This is a genomic window from Pantoea sp. X85 (assembly GCF_029623675.1).
In the GTDB taxonomy this organism is placed as follows: domain Bacteria; phylum Pseudomonadota; class Gammaproteobacteria; order Enterobacterales; family Enterobacteriaceae; genus Pantoea; species Pantoea leporis.
This window is the reverse complement of the sequence record NZ_CP121109.1, coordinates 37,322-55,071: the sequence shown is the minus strand read 5'-3', so window position 1 is coordinate 55,071 and position 17,750 is coordinate 37,322. Positions and strand designations below refer to the sequence as shown.

Annotated in this window: 17 protein-coding genes; 8 read left to right on the top strand and 9 right to left on the bottom strand. The window is 58.2% G+C overall.

All coding sequences use genetic code 11. From position 1 onward, the window contains the following. Positions 1-50: 50 nt before the first annotated feature. Together P6287_RS19960 and P6287_RS19955 are read right to left on the bottom strand one after the other, a co-directional pair. A complete protein-coding gene (locus tag P6287_RS19960) occupies positions 51-1,157 on the bottom strand; it encodes an ABC transporter substrate-binding protein (protein ID WP_192414628.1) in 1,107 nt (368 codons plus the stop codon). Between the two features lie 116 nt (positions 1,158-1,273). Then, complete coding sequence (locus P6287_RS19955; RefSeq protein WP_277975180.1) at positions 1,274-2,026, bottom strand: IclR family transcriptional regulator; 753 nt, start codon at positions 2,024-2,026, stop codon at positions 1,274-1,276. 391 nt (positions 2,027-2,417) lie between these two features. Here P6287_RS19955 and P6287_RS19950 point away from each other — a divergent pair, with 391 nt between their 5' ends. The 6 genes from P6287_RS19950 to P6287_RS19925 all read left to right on the top strand — a co-directional run bounded on the left by P6287_RS19950 (position 2,418) and on the right by P6287_RS19925 (position 7,235). Beyond that, complete coding sequence (locus P6287_RS19950; RefSeq protein WP_008109150.1) at positions 2,418-2,810, top strand: RidA family protein; 393 nt, start codon at positions 2,418-2,420, stop codon at positions 2,808-2,810. Between the two features lie 142 nt (positions 2,811-2,952). Continuing rightward, entirely contained in the window at positions 2,953-3,789 is an 837-nt protein-coding gene (locus tag P6287_RS19945; RefSeq protein ID WP_277975179.1) for a transporter substrate-binding domain-containing protein, read from the top strand. A gap of 50 nt (positions 3,790-3,839) precedes the next feature. Further along, positions 3,840-4,577 carry an amino acid ABC transporter permease gene (locus P6287_RS19940; protein ID WP_277975178.1) on the top strand — a complete coding sequence of 246 codons (738 nt, stop codon included), beginning with the start codon at positions 3,840-3,842 and terminating at the stop codon, positions 4,575-4,577. Beyond that, on the top strand, positions 4,574-5,218 hold the full coding sequence (locus P6287_RS19935) for an amino acid ABC transporter permease (RefSeq protein ID WP_137387122.1): 645 nt from the start codon (positions 4,574-4,576) through the stop codon (positions 5,216-5,218). The genes P6287_RS19940 and P6287_RS19935 overlap by 4 nt, the downstream gene beginning before the upstream one ends. Further along, positions 5,215-5,952 (top strand): amino acid ABC transporter ATP-binding protein, encoded by a 738-nt coding sequence (locus tag P6287_RS19930; RefSeq protein ID WP_277975177.1) that lies wholly within the window; start codon positions 5,215-5,217, stop codon positions 5,950-5,952. Before P6287_RS19935 ends, P6287_RS19930 begins: the two co-directional genes overlap by 4 nt. A gap of 11 nt (positions 5,953-5,963) precedes the next feature. Then, on the top strand, positions 5,964-7,235 hold the full coding sequence (locus P6287_RS19925) for an alanine racemase (RefSeq protein WP_277975176.1): 1,272 nt from the start codon (positions 5,964-5,966) through the stop codon (positions 7,233-7,235). A gap of 98 nt (positions 7,236-7,333) precedes the next feature. Here P6287_RS19925 and P6287_RS19920 read toward each other — a convergent pair whose 3' ends face one another. Continuing rightward, the gene (locus tag P6287_RS19920; protein ID WP_192414639.1) at positions 7,334-8,356 is read right to left on the bottom strand and encodes an LLM class flavin-dependent oxidoreductase; all 1,023 of its coding nucleotides are present in this window, start codon (positions 8,354-8,356) and stop codon (positions 7,334-7,336) included. A 204-nt stretch (positions 8,357-8,560) separates the two neighbouring features. On the opposite strand from P6287_RS19920, the gene P6287_RS19915 reads away from it, so the two are divergent. Together P6287_RS19915 and P6287_RS19910 are read left to right on the top strand one after the other, a co-directional pair. After that, positions 8,561-9,628, top strand: a complete 1,068-nt coding sequence (locus tag P6287_RS19915) for a fatty acid desaturase (RefSeq protein ID WP_277975175.1) — start codon at positions 8,561-8,563, stop codon at positions 9,626-9,628. Beyond that, complete coding sequence (locus tag P6287_RS19910; RefSeq protein ID WP_277975174.1) at positions 9,516-10,310, top strand: PhnD/SsuA/transferrin family substrate-binding protein; 795 nt, start codon at positions 9,516-9,518, stop codon at positions 10,308-10,310. The genes P6287_RS19915 and P6287_RS19910 overlap by 113 nt, the downstream gene beginning before the upstream one ends. A gap of 112 nt (positions 10,311-10,422) precedes the next feature. Here P6287_RS19910 and P6287_RS19905 read toward each other — a convergent pair whose 3' ends face one another. Genes P6287_RS19905 through P6287_RS19880 form a run of 6 tightly spaced genes read right to left on the bottom strand, consistent with a single transcriptional unit; the run spans position 10,423 to position 17,387 of the window. Further along, positions 10,423-11,763, bottom strand: coding sequence for an LLM class flavin-dependent oxidoreductase (locus tag P6287_RS19905; RefSeq protein WP_277975173.1), 1,341 nt, complete (start codon positions 11,761-11,763; stop codon positions 10,423-10,425). A 10-nt stretch (positions 11,764-11,773) separates the two neighbouring features. Then, on the bottom strand, positions 11,774-13,381 hold the full coding sequence (locus P6287_RS19900; protein ID WP_192414647.1) for an ABC transporter ATP-binding protein: 1,608 nt from the start codon (positions 13,379-13,381) through the stop codon (positions 11,774-11,776). Next, positions 13,378-14,211 carry an ABC transporter permease gene (locus tag P6287_RS19895; protein ID WP_277975172.1) on the bottom strand — a complete coding sequence of 278 codons (834 nt, stop codon included), beginning with the start codon at positions 14,209-14,211 and terminating at the stop codon, positions 13,378-13,380. The genes P6287_RS19900 and P6287_RS19895 overlap by 4 nt, the downstream gene beginning before the upstream one ends. After that, positions 14,208-15,200 (bottom strand): ABC transporter permease, encoded by a 993-nt coding sequence (locus P6287_RS19890; protein WP_192235352.1) that lies wholly within the window; start codon positions 15,198-15,200, stop codon positions 14,208-14,210. Before P6287_RS19890 ends, P6287_RS19895 begins: the two co-directional genes overlap by 4 nt. A 12-nt stretch (positions 15,201-15,212) precedes the next feature. Then, positions 15,213-16,826 (bottom strand): ABC transporter substrate-binding protein, encoded by a 1,614-nt coding sequence (locus P6287_RS19885; protein WP_277975171.1) that lies wholly within the window; start codon positions 16,824-16,826, stop codon positions 15,213-15,215. Between the two features lie 36 nt (positions 16,827-16,862). Beyond that, positions 16,863-17,387 (bottom strand): GNAT family N-acetyltransferase, encoded by a 525-nt coding sequence (locus P6287_RS19880; RefSeq protein WP_277975170.1) that lies wholly within the window; start codon positions 17,385-17,387, stop codon positions 16,863-16,865. Between the last annotated feature and the right edge of the window lie 363 nt (positions 17,388-17,750).

The following is a 17,750-nucleotide window of genomic DNA, read 5'->3' as shown; positions in this document are numbered from 1 at the left end:
GATTGGTCGCCATGAATGGCGACCTTACGGCGAACGGGGAAAACCTGCGATTACTGGTTGTCGGGATAACTCAAATCGATGGCGTTATCCGGCAACGTGGTGAAATTTTTAACGATGGTGCGGAAATCCGCGTTCGGTTTGAGATCGGCAAACTGCTGCGGATAGAGATCTTTCGCCAGAATTTCCATGCCGATGATGTTGTACGGATGATTATAGAAGTGGTGGTAAACGCCATACACGCGGCCCTGTTTCACCGGCTCGATCTGCGCCAGGCCGGTGCGCTTCAGCAGCGTCTGGAAGGTGGCTTTCACTTCTTCCGGCTGCACGCCATAACCAAACGGCAACACATTGGCGTTTGGACGTTTCGATCCGGTCATGATGTAGACATCCGGTTTCATGGCGATGATTTTTTCCAGCGCCACAAATCCGGCATTGCCCGGCAGCAGTTCAGAGCCGATATTTTTGCCGCCTACCGCTTCCACCAATCCGCCCCAGCCATTGTGGCTGTGCGTAAAGCAGCAGTTGTCGCTATTCCCGGCTATCGGCTCGATAAACACCGTTGGCTTCTCTTTTACTTGCGCCACGCCTTGGGTGATGCGCGCGAATTTCTGCTGATAGAAATCGGTATAAGCCCTGGCCTGGCTTTCGCGGTTCAGCACTTTACCAAGCAGCGTCACGCTCGGCGCGGTGTTCTGCGCGGGATGCAGTTCATAATCCAGGAACACCACCGGGATATGCAGATTTTGCAAGGTGCTGAGCACGCCCGATTGCTGTAACGCCGGTTTGGCGCGCAGTTGCGCAATCATCAAATCAGGTTTCTGCGCCAGCACGCTTTCGAGATTGACCTGGCCCTGATCGTTAAAACCCATATCGACGATTTTCGTCGCTTCCGGCCAGCGCCCTTTCAGTACATCCCAGGTTTGCGTGTCCTGCTTTTTCGGCAGATTATTCCACGCCACCACGCGCTTAAACGGATCGTCGCGATCCAGCAGCGCCAGCGTAAGAATGTCGCGCCCATCCTGCAATATGATGTGCTGCGGCTCTTTGTTGATGGTTTGCGTGTTGCCGTCCATATCGGTGACGGTCAGCGGATACGTGGAGGCAGCCGCCGCCGTTGAAGCCAGTAATCCCATTGCCAAAAGCAGGCGCGTTTTCATGCCAAAACTCCGTGGTAAAAAGAATAGTTATTATTATCAATTACCTTAACACAACCTTAAGTGGCGAGAATAAACGCCACTTCAATCAGTTGTAACAGAGTTTTATGCGGATGATGTTAGGTGAAATCAGAGAGTTTTTGTCCGGAAGTGATCAGTTCCTGCAGCAGCATCTGGCGACGCTCCTGCGGCGTATCGCGGCTGACCATAAAACAGATTGCCGCCACCGCCTGACCGCTGCGTGAACGGATCGGCGCCGCCATACAGCAGGTGAAGCTTTCAGATAATCCTTCCGTCATGTAGTAACCGAGTTTTCCAGCGTGATGAATTTCATCAAGAAACGCCTGCTTATCGAGGATCTGGCCGCTGGCGAGGCGATAATCCTCTTCCGGGATCAGATCCAGAATCGCGCTGTCCGACCAGTTACTCAGCAGCAAACGCCCGGTCGCGGTCCAGGTAATCGGCACACGCACGCCGATATCCGAAGTGATTTTGAACGGATGCGCATTGCTCTCAGAAAGCACCACGGTGTATTTGTTGCCCTCCAGCATGCAGAGCTGCACGGTTTCACCGTGGCGCGCCACAATCTCCACCATGAGTTGATGCGCCCGACGGATCAGATCGTTATGCGCCATATAATCCGCACCGTAATAGTGCATCTCACGGCCAAAGAACACTGCGCCTTCGGCATCCAGCTCCACCAAACCGGCTTCACTTAGCAGGCTGACTAATTCATAGATGCTGGAACGGGGTGCGCCGGTGGCGTCGATCAACGCGCGCATCGACATCGGCTGACGTGCGCTGTGCAACTGCCGAAAGATTTCAATAACCCGGTCAACTCCGCGCGCCCGCGAGGATTTTTCGTCCGGCATAAACTCACTCCTTGATGGCATGGGTACAACAGCTAAAGGCAATGAAAGAAGGGCATGATACACCGCGCATCGGCTTTTACCCATCCCGGATTAAATAAATATTAATTACCTGCCATTAATTAGCACGATCAATTTTGGTGCCTCATTATGGCGCAATACGCTCACTCAACGTTTATAAAACTACGATAAAGATCACACTCCAATATAAACACAGATAAAAGTTAATTTTATTTTGCGATCCCGACGACATCACAAAAAATTAAATCGCTGTGCACATATTGCAAAAGAAAATTTCCTGTGCAAATCTTGCCCTATCCAGTATTGCAGATAGCAGTCTGGTATATCAGACAACACAGTAAGCAGATTTTCGCTGCAACAGGAGCAGAAAGGGATGACGATTAAACGTTATGGCGTAGAAGGCGGAACCGGTACCGGCGGGCAGAAACTGCCGTTTGCCCGCGCGGTTGAAGCCGATGGCTGGCTCTACATCTCCGGCCAAACGCCGATGCGCGACGGTGAAGTGGTGGAAGGTGGCATCATCGAACAGACGCAGCTGGCGTTCGAAAACTGTCTCACCATCATGCGCGAAGCCGGTTATCGCGTCGAGGATGTGGTGCATGTCACGGCGGTATTGACTGATGCGCGTTATTTCAGTTCATTTAATAAAGTATTCAGTGAGATATTTAGCGGAAATCCCCCGGCGCGTATTTGTAGCGTGCAGGATTTAGTCGTCGACTGCAAAGTCGAAGTCGATATGAAATGCTTCCGCGCCGATCGTAAATAAATATTACGGTTAAAACAGGCTGGCGAACTTTTACTTTCTCCGCCCACACCAGGACAGCCTGTTATTAATTGATGCCTTTCTATTTTGCTGTGAAATAACGGTATTACACCGTCTCGTCAAAATTTCTAAAGAGAGCATAACAATGAAGACAACATCGCTAAAAGTGAGCCTCAACGCGCTAGCCGGCGCGCTGGTATTACTGACGCTGGCGGGCTGTACGCCAACCGAAGAGAAAAATGAAGCGGGCGCCGCGCCGCAATCAGCGCTGCAGACCGTGTTGCAACGTGGCACGCTGCGCGTCGGTGACTGCCTGAGTTTCGCCCCGTTCGGTTTTTACGATAAAGACGGTAACCCGGACGGCTACGATGTTGATCTCGCCAAAGCGCTGGCCAAAGAGATGGGCGTGAAACTGGAAATGGTCAACACCACCAGCGCCAACCGCATTCCTAATCTGCAAACCAATAAAGTGGATGTGGTGTTCTGCAACTTCACCCGCAATCTGGAACGCGCCAAAGAGATCGGCTTCACCAACCCGTATGTGGTGGCGAGTGAAGCGATGCTGGTGCGCAAGAACAGCGGCATCCAGTCCGCACACGATATGGGCGGCAAAACCATCGCCACGGTGAAAGGCTCGACCAACGGTGACGAAGTGCGCAACCTGGGCATTGACGTGAAGATTCAGGAGTACGACTCATCGCAGGCTGCCATCCTCGCGGTGAAACAGGGCCAAGCTGATGCGATGATCGAGGATAACAACTTCCTCGCCTATCAGGCCAAGCTCGACCCAACGTTAACCGTGACCAATGAAGCGCTGGTGCCGCTGGAATACAACGCCTTTGGCGTGAAGCAAGGCGATCAGGTCTGGACCAACTACCTCAACGAATTCCTGTTTGAAATTAACGCCTCCGGTGAAAACGCCCAGCTGTATCAGAAATGGTTCGGCAACAAACCGCGTTATCCGCTGAATCCGCAATATTGATCCCCACGCGGCGCGGCAACTGCTGCTGCGCCGCCCGAAGGAGCAGAACCATGAGTTATCAATGGCTAACCCTGTGGCGCTACGCCGACACTTTTCTTGCCGCCGCGTGGCTCACCTTGCAAGTGACATTGCTGGCGTTTGCGCTGGCGGTGGCGCTCGGTTTGCTCTCGGCGCTGGCGAAAGCGTCGCCGCTGGCCCCGCTGCGCTGGATCAGTCACTGCTACGTTGAGTTCATCCGCAACACGCCGGTGCTGCTGCAGATCTTCATCCTCTTCTTTGGTCTGCCATCGCTCGGCATCACCATGAGCGCCTTTACCGCTGGCGTGCTGGCGCTAGGGATTAACGTCGGTGCCTACCTGTCCGAAACCTTCCGCGCAGGCATTCAATCGGTGCCGAAAGGCCAGCTTGAAGCCGCATGGGTGCTGGGCATTCCCCGTCGTCAGGTGTTTCTCACCGTGGTGCTGCCGCAGGCGGCGCGCGCGGTGTGGCCCGCCATTATCAACAACCTGATTCAGCTGCTGCTCGGCACCTCTTTGCTGTCAGCGATTGCGCTGCCTGAACTGACCGGCACCGCCACAGTGATTAATGCGCGCACGCTTCTTTATATCCAGACATTTAGCGTCGTTGCCCTGGTCTATCTGGTGCTGAGCAACCTGTTCTCCTGGCTGGGAACGATGGCAGGACGGCGCATGTTCCACCCGCCGCTGGTGACCCCGGTAAAAAAGTCCGCCTGGTGGTGGGCAAGAAAATGGCTGACTAATCCAGTGAAACGTGAGAACGCGCTATGAACGAGTTAATCATTAGTTCGTTACCGATTCTGCTAAAAGGGCTCGGTATCACGCTGCTGCTGTCGGTGGCCGCGATCATTGGCAGCACGCTGCTGGGCTTGCTGGCGGCGGTGTTGCGCACCAGCCGCTTGCCCGTTCTGAAGCAGATTGCGGTGATCTACACCGAGCTGTTTCGCGGCACGCCGGTGCTGATCACGCTGATGTTCATCTACTTCGGCGTCGCCTATTTCGGCTATGACATCAACCTGTTTGCCGCCGGTATTCTTGGCCTGAGCATCTATCAGGGCGCGTATATCGCGGAAGTGTTCCGCGCCGGCATCGAAGCGGTGCCAAAAGGCCAGTGGGAAGTGTCATGGATTTTGGGCCTGTCGAAGCGTCAGACCTTTATGAACGTGATCCTGCCGCAAACGCGCGGCATCGTGCTGCCGCCGCTAGCGGGCCAGTATCTTTCCCTGATCAAAGACACCTCGATCGTCAGCATGATCGGCATGTCCGAACTGATGCATCAGGGCCAGGCGATTGTCGATCGCATCGGTCAGCCGGTGGTGGTTTACGGTCTGGTCGCCCTGCTCTACTTCGCCGTCTGCTTCCCGCTTTCCCGTTGGGTTCAACATCATCAAACCAGGAGCCAAATCTCATGAGCAAATCCGCGATTACCTTAAGCCGGATAACCAAATCATTTGGCGCAACCCAGGTGCTGAAAGAGATCAGCCTGGATGTTTCACCGGGCGAAGTGCTGGTGATGATTGGCGCATCCGGCTCTGGCAAAAGTACCGTGCTGCGCATCATGAGCGGGCTGGAAGTGGCCGACGGCGGTGAAGTGTGGGTCAACGACGTGCCGCTGCACCAACGCAAGCGCGCCAGCGAAATCTGCGGTCACGTTGGCATGGTGTTCCAGCAGTTCAACCTGTTCCCGCACAAAACCGCGCTCGGCAACGTCACGCTGGCGCTGATCAAAGCGCAAAAGCTGTCGGAAGCCGAAGCCAATAAACGCGGCATGGCGGCGCTGACGCGCGTCGGACTGGCCGAGCGCGCGCATTACTATCCGGCGCAGCTTTCCGGTGGTCAGCAGCAGCGCGTGGCGATTGCCCGTGCGCTGGCGGTAGAACCGAAAATCATGTTCTTCGATGAAGCTACCTCGGCGCTGGACCCAGAACTGGTAGGCGAAGTCATGGAAGTGATGCGCAGCCTGGCGCGTGAAGGCATGACGATGGTGGTGGTGACACACGAAATGGGCTTCGCGCGCAAAACCGCTGACCGCGTGGTGTTTATGGATCAGGGCGTGATTGCCGAACAAGGTTCGCCCGAGCAGATTTTCGTCAATCCACAGAACCCGCGCACGCAGCAGTTTTTATCGCGCGTACTTGAGCACTAACAGGAGGATCTATGTCGATTCGCTTTCCGCTGCAGGCGGATGGATTACTGGATGCGCAGCAAACCGCGCCACGTTTTAAATCGGTTGCCGGAGCCGGCGAGTCGCCGCTGGCTCTCGGCACGGCGGTGCTGAACAGCGATCAGGTGTTTTCGCCGCTGATGATCATGAAACAGTCGGCGCTGGAGAACAATCTGCGCCAGCTGGCAGACTTCTGCCGCGAAAACGGCGTGATGCTGGCCGCGCACGGGAAAACCTCGATGTCGCCTGCCGTTCTGCGCCGCGCGATTAGCGCAGGCGGCGCGTGGGGTTTGGGTGCCGCCACGCCCGCGCAGGTGCGCGCGCTGCGTCAGTTCGGTATCCGCAATGTGTTTCTCGCCAACGAGTTGGTCGATCCGGCGGGTATTCGCTGGATTGCGCAATGGCAGCAGCAGCATCCCGATCATGGCTTTCTGTGCTACGTCGATTCGCTGCAAGGCGTGAAGCTGTTGGCGGAGAACCTCGGCGACAGCCAGATTTCGGTGCTGCTGGAGATGTCTGTCAGCGGCGGCCGCACCGGTTGTCGTTCTCAGCAAGATGCGCTGGCGATTGCCGAAGCGATCGCCGCCTGCCCGGCGCTCAAGCTGGTGGGCGTGGCCGGTTATGAAGGCGCGCTCGGTGCAGGCCGCGATGAAAGCGGCATTCAGCGCGTGAAAGATTACTGCCAGATGATGATCGCTACCGCTGAATTGCTGGCGGAAAAGCAGCTGTTTGCCAGCGATCACATCATCCTCAGCGCCGGTGGCGGCGCCTGGTTTGATGTGGTGACAGCGTGCTTCACCGCGGCGAAACTGCCGCTGCCGGTGACGCCGCTGATCCGCTCCGGCGCCTATATGGCGCACGACAGCGGACTCTATGCACGCATCGCACCCTTTGCTCAGCCGGGCGCAACGCATCATTTTGCTGCCGCGCTGGAGATTTGGGGCCGCGTGTTGTCGCGTCCGGAGCCGGGCCTGGCATTCGTAGATTTTGGCCGCCGCGATGTCCCGTTCGATCAGGATCTGCCCAATCCGCTGTGGATCCGCAACGCCGATGGCAGCGCCCCACGCGCGGCGACGCATTTGCGTATCAGTGATGTGAACGATCAGCATGCTTACCTGTTATTGCCGGAGAATGAGCCGCTGCAGGTGGGCGATTGGGTCGGCTGCGGTATTTCGCATCCTTGTACCGCCTTTGATAAATGGCGCTATCTGCCGCTGGTGGATGATGATTATTGCGTCACAGATTCACTGGAAACAGCATTTTGATGGGTAATTAGTCGGTGTTCGTAGCGGGGCAATTTATTGCGCGATAAATCGCGCCGCTACTGAATGGTGCATCTGTTGTAGCGACGCAATTTATTACATCAACGCCAACCCAACTCCGGTGCAACGTGGGTCAAAATGCTCTCAATCACGTGCGCACAGTAATCCACGCCTAACTGATTCGGTATAGTCAGCAACAGCGTATCCGCTTCGGCAATCCCTTCGTCCTGCGCCAGCTGTTTGATTAACTGATCCGGCTCGGCGGCATAACTGCGACCAAAGATGGCGCGGGTTTTCTCGTCGAGGAAACCCACCGAATCCCGATCCTGTCCACTGCGACCAAAGTACGCGCGGTCGGTGTCATTGGTCAGCGCAAAAATGCTGCGGCTCACCGAAACACGTGGCGTACGCTGATGGCCCGCCGCTTCCCACGCCTGACGATAAGCACGAATCTGCTTCGCCTGCTGCACGTGGAACGGTTCGCCGGTTTCATCATCTTTCAGGGTGGAGCTTTGCAGGTTCATGCCCTGCTGCGCCGCCCAGATAGATGTCGCGTTGGAGCCAGAACCCCACCAGATACGCTCACGCAAACCGGCCGAGAACGGCTCAGGACGCAGCAAGCCCGGTGGATTGGGGAACATCGGCTGCGGATTGGGTTTAGCAAAACCTTCACCGCGCAGCACTTCCAACAGTTCCTCGGTATGGCGACGGCCCATATCGGCATCGCTCTCACCGTTTTGCGGATCAAAGCCAAAGTAGCGATAGCCTTCGATAACCTGCTCCGGCGAGCCACGGCTCAGGCCGAGCTGCAGACGACCGTTAGAAATCAGATCCGCCGCACCGGCATCTTCCGCCATATACAGCGGGTTTTCGTAGCGCATGTCGATCACGCCGGTACCAATTTCAATCTTTTTGGTGCGCGCACCGACCGCCGCCAGCAGCGGGAACGGTGAGCTCAACTGACGCGCAAAGTGGTGCACGCGGAAGTAAGCGCCATCGGCACCCAACTCTTCGGCGGCCACTGCTAAATCAATCGATTGCAGAAGTACGTCCTGCGCCGAACGGGTAGCGGATTGTGATGATGGGGTCCAGTGACCAAAAGATAAGAAGCCAATCTTTTTCATGCTGAAATTCTCCTCGTGAGCCGCGCCGGCTCGAACGTTTTCAATGCAGCAAGGTTACGCCACAGACGAGGTGACTGATAGCCAATAGATTTCGCGCGCTTCATCAACTTTTTTGCATAACTAAGAAAAAGAGATTCTTTGTGTTCATCACGGTGATCAATCATCGTCAAAAGCCTAATTACTGTTTACAGGTTCGGCTTCACCATGAGTAAAGGGACATCCGCCTATCTCAGTGCGCAACAGCGTGAAGTGGTGCATCAACTGGCGCGCAGCTGGTTGTGGCGCAGCGAATTGCCAACATGGCTATTGATGGTGGCGGTGTACGGCGGTTGGTTCGCCAGCGTTGTCTATTGGCAAACGTTGGGATTAGCGCTGAGCACGCTACTGCTGATCCTGTTTACCACCTGGTATATGTCGCTGCAGCACGAGTTGATTCACGGCCACCCGACGCGTTTTCCCCGTTTCAACCAGCTGTTCGGCACGCTGCCGCTGGCGGTGTGGTATCCGTATGGCTTATACCGCGACTCGCATCTGGCGCATCACCGCAACCACACGCTGACCGATCCCGATGAAGATCCGGAAACCTACTACCTTTCGCCGGCGCGCTGGGCGCAACTCAAGCCGTGGCAGCAGCAGGTGATTCATCTGCGCAACACCTTTCCCGGACGTTTACTGATCGGTCCGCTGCTGGATATGGGCGCGACCCTCAAAACATTGGTGTATGCCTTTATCCAGCGCGATAAACCAGCGATGGCGATGTGGATTATTCATCTCACCTTACTGAGCGTGCTGTTTTACTGGATGACGCTGCATGGCTTCTCGCCGCTGTGGTTGGTGCTGACGGTGAGTTATCCGGCGCTGATGCTGACCAAAGTACGATCCTTCTACGAGCATCGTGCCGACGAGGAGCCGCTGGCGCGCTCGGTCAATAACGAAGCCGCGTTGCCATGGCGTTTGCTGTTCCTCAATCTCAACTACCATTCTGTACATCACGATCTGCCCGGTTTGCCGTGGTACGGATTACGCAAAGTCTATTTGCTGTATCGCGATGGTTATCACCAGCGTAACCACGGTTTTCGCGTCGCCGGTTATGGCGAATGGATAACCCGCTTCTGGCGCAAATCGGTCGAGGTTAATGCCCATCCGGGTACGCAAAAGGATGCACAGGATGCCCACTCTTTCGTTACCGATGTACGACATCAACCATCAGGCGACTCTCGGCCTGACCTCAGCGCTAACAACGCTGCTGCAACAACGCGGCGTGCCAGCTGAAGTTAGCTGGCCGCAGGATTTACTGCCGCACTGGCGCGATGACCAGCTGCTGCTGAGCCAAACCTGTGGTTATCCGTTGGTGGAGCTGCTGCCCGATGTGCAGCTGGTTGGCACCTTCCTCTCCAGCGCCCAGGGCTGCGACGGCCAGCGCTATCGCAGCTGGCTGGTAGTGCGCAGCGCAGATGAGAACCTGACGCTGAGCGATTTCCGTGGACGGCGCGCGGTGTGCAACAGCAACGATTCCCACTCCGGTTTCAACTCGCTGCGCTACGTGATTGCGCCGCTGGCGCAGGACGGGAAATTCTTCAGCGCAACCCGCTTCAGCGGCAGCCATCGTCAGTCGCTGGCGGCGTTGCGCGCGGGCGAGGCGGATATCGCGGCGATTGATTGCATCACCTGGGCGCTGCTGCGCCGCAATTTCCCGCAGGAGCTGGCGGGGCTGGAGATCATCGGCGAAACACCGCTGTGCGCCGCGCTGCCGCTGATTACGTCAGCCAAAACCGATGCAGCAACCCTTGAGAAATTGCGCAGTGCGTTGAGCGAACTGACCAGCGATAAGCGTTATCAGGATCTGTTAGCGGAAAGTTTGATTAGTGGATTCAGCGTGAGCGATCGGGCGTTTTATGACGAAGTGCGGGAGTGGAAAGATCGCGCCACCGCGCTGGGCGTGACGGCGTTGTGATGTTCAACATTGCGCGATAAATTGCGCCGCTACGGAATGTGCGGTGATTGATTACCGTACACATAAAGCGCACATATTCGTAGCGGCGCGATTCATCGCGTTCATTTGACCTTTAAGCCACTTCGACCCTGTGCCGCTGCGCCGCAAACTGATTCTCGGGTTCGGGCAAGCCGAGATTTTCACGCAGCGTCTCGCCTTCATACTCTTTGCGATAAATACCCCGCGCCTGCAACAGCGGAATCACCTGCGCCACAAAATCATCAAACGCCGTTGGCGTACCGCCACGCACGATAAAACCGTCGGTTGCGCCCTGCAGGAACCAGTTTGCCAGCCCTTCGGCAACCTGCTGCGCCGTACCCAGGAAAGTCGGACGCGGCGTCGCTTCTTCCAGTGCCGCCTGGCGCAGCGTTAAGCCACGTTCGCGCGCGTTCTGTTTGATCTTGTCGGTGGTGCTGCGGAAGCTGTTGCTGCCCAGCTCGCCAATGTCCGGAAAAGCTTCATCCAGCGCATACTGGCTGAAATCGTGATGTTCGAAGTAGCGACCAAGATACTCCAGCGCTTTATCGATGGTCACCAACTCGGCGGTTTGCTGATAGCGGCGCTCGGCATCCTGTTCCGTTTCGCCAATAATCACGCTGATGCCCTGGAACACACGGATATCATCGGCATCGCGCCCGCGTGCCACCAGCCGGCGGCGCACGTCTTCACGAAACTCGCGCGCCTGCTCCAGCGTTTCCTGGCGCGTATAAATGGCATCGGCGGCTTCGGCGGCAAAGGCTTTGCCCGCTTCCGACGCGCCCGCCTGGAACACAATCGGGCGGCCCTGCGGCGAGCGACCGACGTTGAGCGGTCCCTGCACCGAGAAGTAGTGTCCTTTATGATTTAGCGTATGCAGCTTGTCGGCGGCGAAGAATTCTCCGCTCTGTTTGTCGCGCACAAAGGCATCGCCTTCCCACGAATCCCACAGCCCTTTCACCACCTGCAAATACTCGCTGGCAACGCGGTAACGTTCGTCGTGTTCTGGATGGCTGCCGCGCGAGAAGTTTTTCGCCGATCCTTCCAGTGGCGACGTCACCACGTTCCAGCCGACGCGACCGCCGCTCAGATGATCGAGGCTGGCGAACTGGCGCGCCACGGTAAACGGCTCGCTGTAGGAGGTAGAAAGCGTAGCGACCAGACCGATTTTTTGGGTCACCAGCGACAGCGCCGACAGTAAGGTGATCGGCTCAAAACGGTTGAGGAAGTGCGGAATCGACTGTGGCGTGATGTACAAGCCATCGGCGACAAACAGGAAATCGATCTTCGCCTGCTCAGCTTTACGCGCCAGATCAAGCACGTAATCGATGTTAATGCTGGCATCCGCCACCGCATCGGGATGACGCCATGCCGACATGTTGCCGGATACGCCCTGAATAATCGCGCCCAGCCGCAGCTGGCGTTGTGTCTGACTCATTCTGCTCTCCTTAGTATGCGTTCGCGGGCTGCCAGTCAGGGATGACCGGCAGCGCCTGTAACAGTTTTTGCGTCCACGGATGCTGCGGCGCGGCGAACACTTGCTGCAGCGCCCCGCTCTCCACCACTTGCCCGTTCTGCATCACCAGCACGCGATCCGCCAGATGCTGGATCACGCCGAGATCGTGAGAGATAAACAGCAGCGCGGTGCCGTGTTCGGCCTGCATATCGGCCAGCAGATCCAGCACCTGCGCCTGCACCGATACATCGAGCGCGCTGACCGGTTCATCGGCCACCAGCAGCGCCGGATTCGGTGCAAAGGCGCGCGCAATCGCCACGCGCTGACGCTGGCCGCCGGACAGCTGTTGCGGATAGCGCTGCAGGAAGCGGTCGCCGAGCTGCACTTCATCCAGCAGTTGACGCACGCGCTGACGGCGCGCATCGCCGTAAATTCCGGCGCTGTCGAGGCTTTCGCCGATAATTTTCTCCACCGTGTAGCGCGGATCGAATGAGCTGAACGGGTCCTGCGCGATCAGCTGCAAACGCGCACGCCGGGCGCGGCGCGCTTTCTCCGGCAGACGATCCCAGCGCTCACCTTCCAGCAGCAGCGTGCCGCTGTCCGGTTCGGTTAAGCCCATCACCACTTTCACCAGCGAGGTTTTGCCGGAGCCGGATTCGCCGACCACGCCAAGCGTCTCTCCGGCGTGCAGCGTGAAGTTGATGTCGTTGAGCACCAGGCGATCGCCATAGGCTTTATGCAGGCCGATGCCTTCCAGCAACGGTGCGCTGCTGGGTGTCGGGCGCGGCGGCAGCGGCGTCGGTTCAGCCGCGCTCAGGCGCAGACCGCGCGTGGCGGGCGTTGGCACCGCGCGCAGCAGGCGCTGCGTCCAGGCGTGTTGCGGACGATGGAGCAGCGGGCCGCTGTTGCCCTGCTCCACCACTTCGCCATCGCGCATCACCAGCACGCGATCCGCCAGTTCCGCCACCACCGCCAAATCGTGGCTGATCAGCAGCAGGCCATGGCCGTCGCGGCGGCGCTGCGCCAGCAGTTGCAGAATCTGGCGCTGCACCGTCATATCCAGCGCGGTGGTCGGTTCATCGGCGATCAATAAGGTTGGCGTACCGGCCAGCGCGGTAGCAATTAACGCACGCTGGCGCTGGCCGCCCGAGAGCTGATGCGGATAGCGTTCGAGGCGGCTTTCGGCATCGTGAATGCCCGCCGCCTTCAGCAGTGCGAGGCTTTTGTCCTGCAAATTGTTGCGATGACCGGCGGCGCTAAGGGCATCACTCAGCTGCTGACCAATGCGGCGCAGCGGATCGAGCGACACCAACGCGTCCTGCAACACATAGCCAATGCGGCGACCGCGCAGCGCGCGCCAGTCGCTGCGGCTGGCGTGGCGCATATCGCGCCCGTCGATGGTGAAACGGTCGGCGGTTAATACTGCGCCCTCCGGCAGCAGGCCAAGCAGGCTGCGCGCGGTCAGGGTTTTGCCGGAACCGGATTCCCCGACCAGCGCCACGGATTCGCCCGCCGCGACCTGCAGGTTGAGGTTTTTCACCACCTGCTGCGGCCCGAAACGAATCGAGAGATTCTGGATATCAATAAACGGCTGGCTCATGCGGATCGTCCTTCAAAACGTGCCTGCCAGTAACGACCCAGCGTATTCACCGCAATCACCGTCAGCGTGATAAACACGCCCGGCCACACGGCGATCCACCATGCGTTACGCAGATAATTGCGTCCTTCCGCCAGCATCAGGCCCCATTCGGCGGTCGGTGGCTGCGGCCCCATGCCGAGGAAACTCAGTCCGGCGGTACCGATAATCGCGGTGCCGAGCCCCAGCGTGGCCAGCGCCGGCACCTGCGCAATGGCGTGCGGCAAAATGTGGCGCGTGATCAGCGTGAAGCGTGACAGGCCAAAGGTACGCGCCTGCTCAACGTAGCCGGAGGTCATCACGCTGTAGGTTTGTGCCCGCACCACGCGGGCAAAACGCGGCACCGACGCAACGCCGAGCGCGATAATCAGGTTGTTGGTGCCGGGCCCGGTAAAGGCGATCAGCATCAGCGCTAGCAGCAGATCGGGAAAGGCGGAAATCACATCCACCGCGCGGCTCAACAGCTCATCAACCACGCCACGCGCCAGCGCCGCCACCAATCCCAGCAAAGTGCCAAACACCACCGCCAGCGCCATCGCCGCCACGCTGATCAGTAGCGAATAGCGGCTGCCGTAGATCACGCGCGTCAGCAGATCGCGTCCCAGCTGATCGGTGCCTAACCAATGCTGCGCCGACGGCGGCAGCTGCGCGTTAACCGGATCGGCCAGCAGCGGATCGCTGTGCGCCAGCCACTGCGGCGCGATCACCGCGATAGCCAATACAATGAGAAACAGAATCGCTGCCCACACCGCGGCGGGCAGCGTAACCGGAAAGCGTTGCAGCACGGCAATCATGATTTGCTCTCCCCGCGCAGACGCGGATCAATCCACAGCGACAGGATGTCAACCAGGGTGCTCATTACCACGTAGATTAGTGCCGAGAGAATCGCTACCGCCAGCACCACCGGCAGATCCTGCGCCAGCACCGCATCGACGGTCAGTTTGCCAAGGCCGGGACGACCAAATACCTGTTCAGTAATCACCGCGCCGCTCAGCAATCCGCCCACCAGCCAGCCGGTTAACGTGACGGCAGGCAGCGCCGCATGACGCAGCGCGTGGCGCAGACGAAGGGTGGTTTCCCCCACGCCCCATGCGCGCAGCGTGAGGGTGAATGGCGCATCCAGCGCGCGCTCCAGCTCGCGGCGCAGCAGTTGAGCGATCACCGCGCCCTGCGCCAGACCGAGCGCCAGCGCCGGTAGCACCAGCGACGATAGCGAGCGATCGCCCGCCACCGGGAACCAGCGCAGCGTGAAGCTGAAAATAAACAGCAGCACGATGCCCATCCAGAAAGAGGGCGTGGAGGCCAGCAGCAGCTCGACACCGTTAGCCACGCGGCGACCAATGCGACGATGCGCGGTGCCGACGGCAATCACCACCGCAAAAATAATGCTGACCAGCAGCGCCGCCAGCGTCAGTTTGATGGTGGGCCACAGCTGCGTGGCCAGCAGATGGCTGACTTCAGTGTTGAGCATGTAAGAACGGCCAAAATCGCCGTGCAGCACGCGCCACATATAGTGCAGATATTGCCACCACAGCGGTTCGTTCAGGCCCCATTCGGCGCGGATCGCCGCCTCAATGGCTGGCGTACGCAACTGCTCACCGATCAGCAGGCTGACGATATCGCCCGGCGCCAGATGCACGCCGAGAAAGGCCAGCGAAACCGCCGCCCACAGCACCAGAACGCCGCCCAGCAGGCGGCTGACGATGCGGCGTGTCAGGTCGCTGCGCCACACCGATGGCCGACGCGCGCGTGGCGTGCGGGTGACAATGCTTTCCAGACTCATCTTCGCCTCCTGTTAGTGGTCGCTGATCCAGATGTCGTACGCGTTCTCCGGCATCTGTTTAAAACTGCGGAAACCGGCACCGTGCACGTAGCTGGCGGTGGCGATCTGGTCTTCTGGTTCATACAGCGGGATCGCCAGCGCCTGCTGTCGCAGCGCGTATTGCTGCAGCTGGCTGTAGAATTTACGGCGCTGATTAATATCCAGCGTCGCTGCCGCCTGATCGAGCCAGCCGTTGATTTGCGGGCTGTTGACGCGGCTGTAGTTAATCGGCCCGCCAGCTTTTACCGGGCGATAGTGGTTTTCGATATCGATGCCGTCGGTTTCGGTATTCGAATTAGCAATCGAGCCGAAGTGGCCGGTGTTGCGCACCTCGGTGTAGGTGCCAGAATCGACGTAGCGCAGTTTGATCTCCACGCCGAGACGCTGGCGCGCCTGCGCCTGAATCGCCTGCAGCAGCACATCGCGTTGGTCGCGCACCGTTGCCTGCGCCTGAATCACTTCAATGCTCAGGCGCTGGCCGTCTTTGGTGCGGAAACCGTCGCTGTCGCGCGTTTGCCAGCCCGCTTCATCCAGCAGCTGGTTGGCGACAGCGGGATTGTTACCATACTGACCTTCGAGATCGTTGTTGTAGAGCGGATCGACCGGCGAAGTAATACCCCACGCGCGGGTGCGTTCGCCGCGATACACCGACTTCAGCAGCGGATCGATATCCAGCCCTTGTAGTAACGCCTGACGCACGTTCACATCCTGCGTCGGGCCGTATTCCACATTAAGGAACAGTGAATACGGCGTGCCGGTATTCAGCGCGTGCTGATAAGTGAAGTCGGGATTGTCTTTGAATTCACCGGCGTCATTGCCAGAAATCCCTTCAATCGCGTCCAGCTGCCCGGACAGCAGCGCGCCGGTTCGCACCGAGGATTCCGGCAGGAAGCGATAGGTCACGCGTTCCAGATAGGCCGGGCCTTGATGCTTAGCGGTGGCGGGCGCCCAGTTGTAGTGCGGGTTGCGTACGAATGTCACCTGCTGGCCTTTTTCGTAGCTCTCGATAATAAACGGCCCGGTGCCCGCAATCTCTTTGCCACCGGCTTTCAGCTGCGGCGAGTTCCAGCTGGCCGGTGCCAGAATCTGCAATTTGGCGGCGAACGACAGGAACGGCGAATAGCCCTGCTTCAGCGTGATGGTGACGGTGTGATCGTCTGGCGTCGCCACGCTGGCAATTCTCGCGCCCAACGCGCAGATGCTGCTGCCGGCGCAATACTTTGCATCCTGCACATGGCGGAAATTCTCGGCCACCGCATTGGCATCCAGCTTCTCGCCGTTGGAAAAGGTGACGTCGCGGCGCAGGCTAAAGCGATACACTTTGCCGTCCGGACTGACCTCATAACTTTCTGCCAGCCAGGGTACGAAACTGCCGTCGGTTCGACGCGCCAGCAGCGATTCCCACACGTTACGCAGCGTCACTTCCGCTTTGGATTGCCCATTTAGCTGCGGGTTAAACGGCACGGGTTCAGTTTCGACGCCGAAGGTTAAGCTGCCGCCGCTGCGCGGTTGCTCAGCGGCAAAAAGAGATGCGCTTCCCAGCAGGCAGGTCACACCCAGCGCGAGAGTGATTGAATTCGCTTTCATAAGATCCTTGGTGGTTGCAGGTGCTTTTTTAGTTATTCAGGCGATTTTGGCGATGGGTTGAAAGGCTGGCGGGTTGAATTCCTTTTTCAGAAACACCAGCGCTTCGCCTAATGGATTGGTACGGTGATGGAACGGTTGATAACCGCGACGCAGATAGAGTTCGCTCAGCCATGGATGCTTGATGGCGGTGGCGAGATAGACGCCCGGCGCTTTCAGCGTCTCTTTCAGCAGGGTTTCTTCCGCGTAGGTGATGATGTCGCGGCCGTAGCCCTGTCCTTTGTAATCAGGGTCGACGGCGAACCAGTGGATAAACGGCAGCGACGAAGGCGCATGTTCATCCTGCTGCCACGGAAAACGCACCGTGACGGTCGCCACCGCGCGTTTCCATTTGCGTAGCACCAGCACGGTTTCCTGCTCGATGACGCGGCGCACCTGCTCGACGTTGCCCTGTGAAATGGTGAAATGCACATCCAGCGCCACCAGCGCAGCATAGGCGCGTTGCAATAGCGCAAATATTTCTTCCGCATCGTCGGGCTTGGCAACTTCAATTAGCTGACACATGGTGACCATTTCCTTATTCAATCCTGCCGAAAGTATTAAAATCCGGCGGATTAAAGTAAACCGAGAATAACGGCAATCGATTTGTTGAATATGGGAAATGGTATTTTATTGCGATGCAATAATGCCCACGGAAATAAAACTCTCGTAGGGTCGCCATTAATGGAGTAATGACTGTCAGTTAAGCAAGCATTTTGCTTTGAACAGGTAGCAGGCTCTGACACATCTGCTGCGTCACGGGCCGTCCTCGCGCCGCTTACGCGGTACCTTCGGCTTCAACGTTGTGCCAAACGGACCGTTCGCGGATCGGCCGTCCTGGCCGGCCCCGAACTGCCTCACGCATCCCTGCGTGAGGCTCCTGGCCCA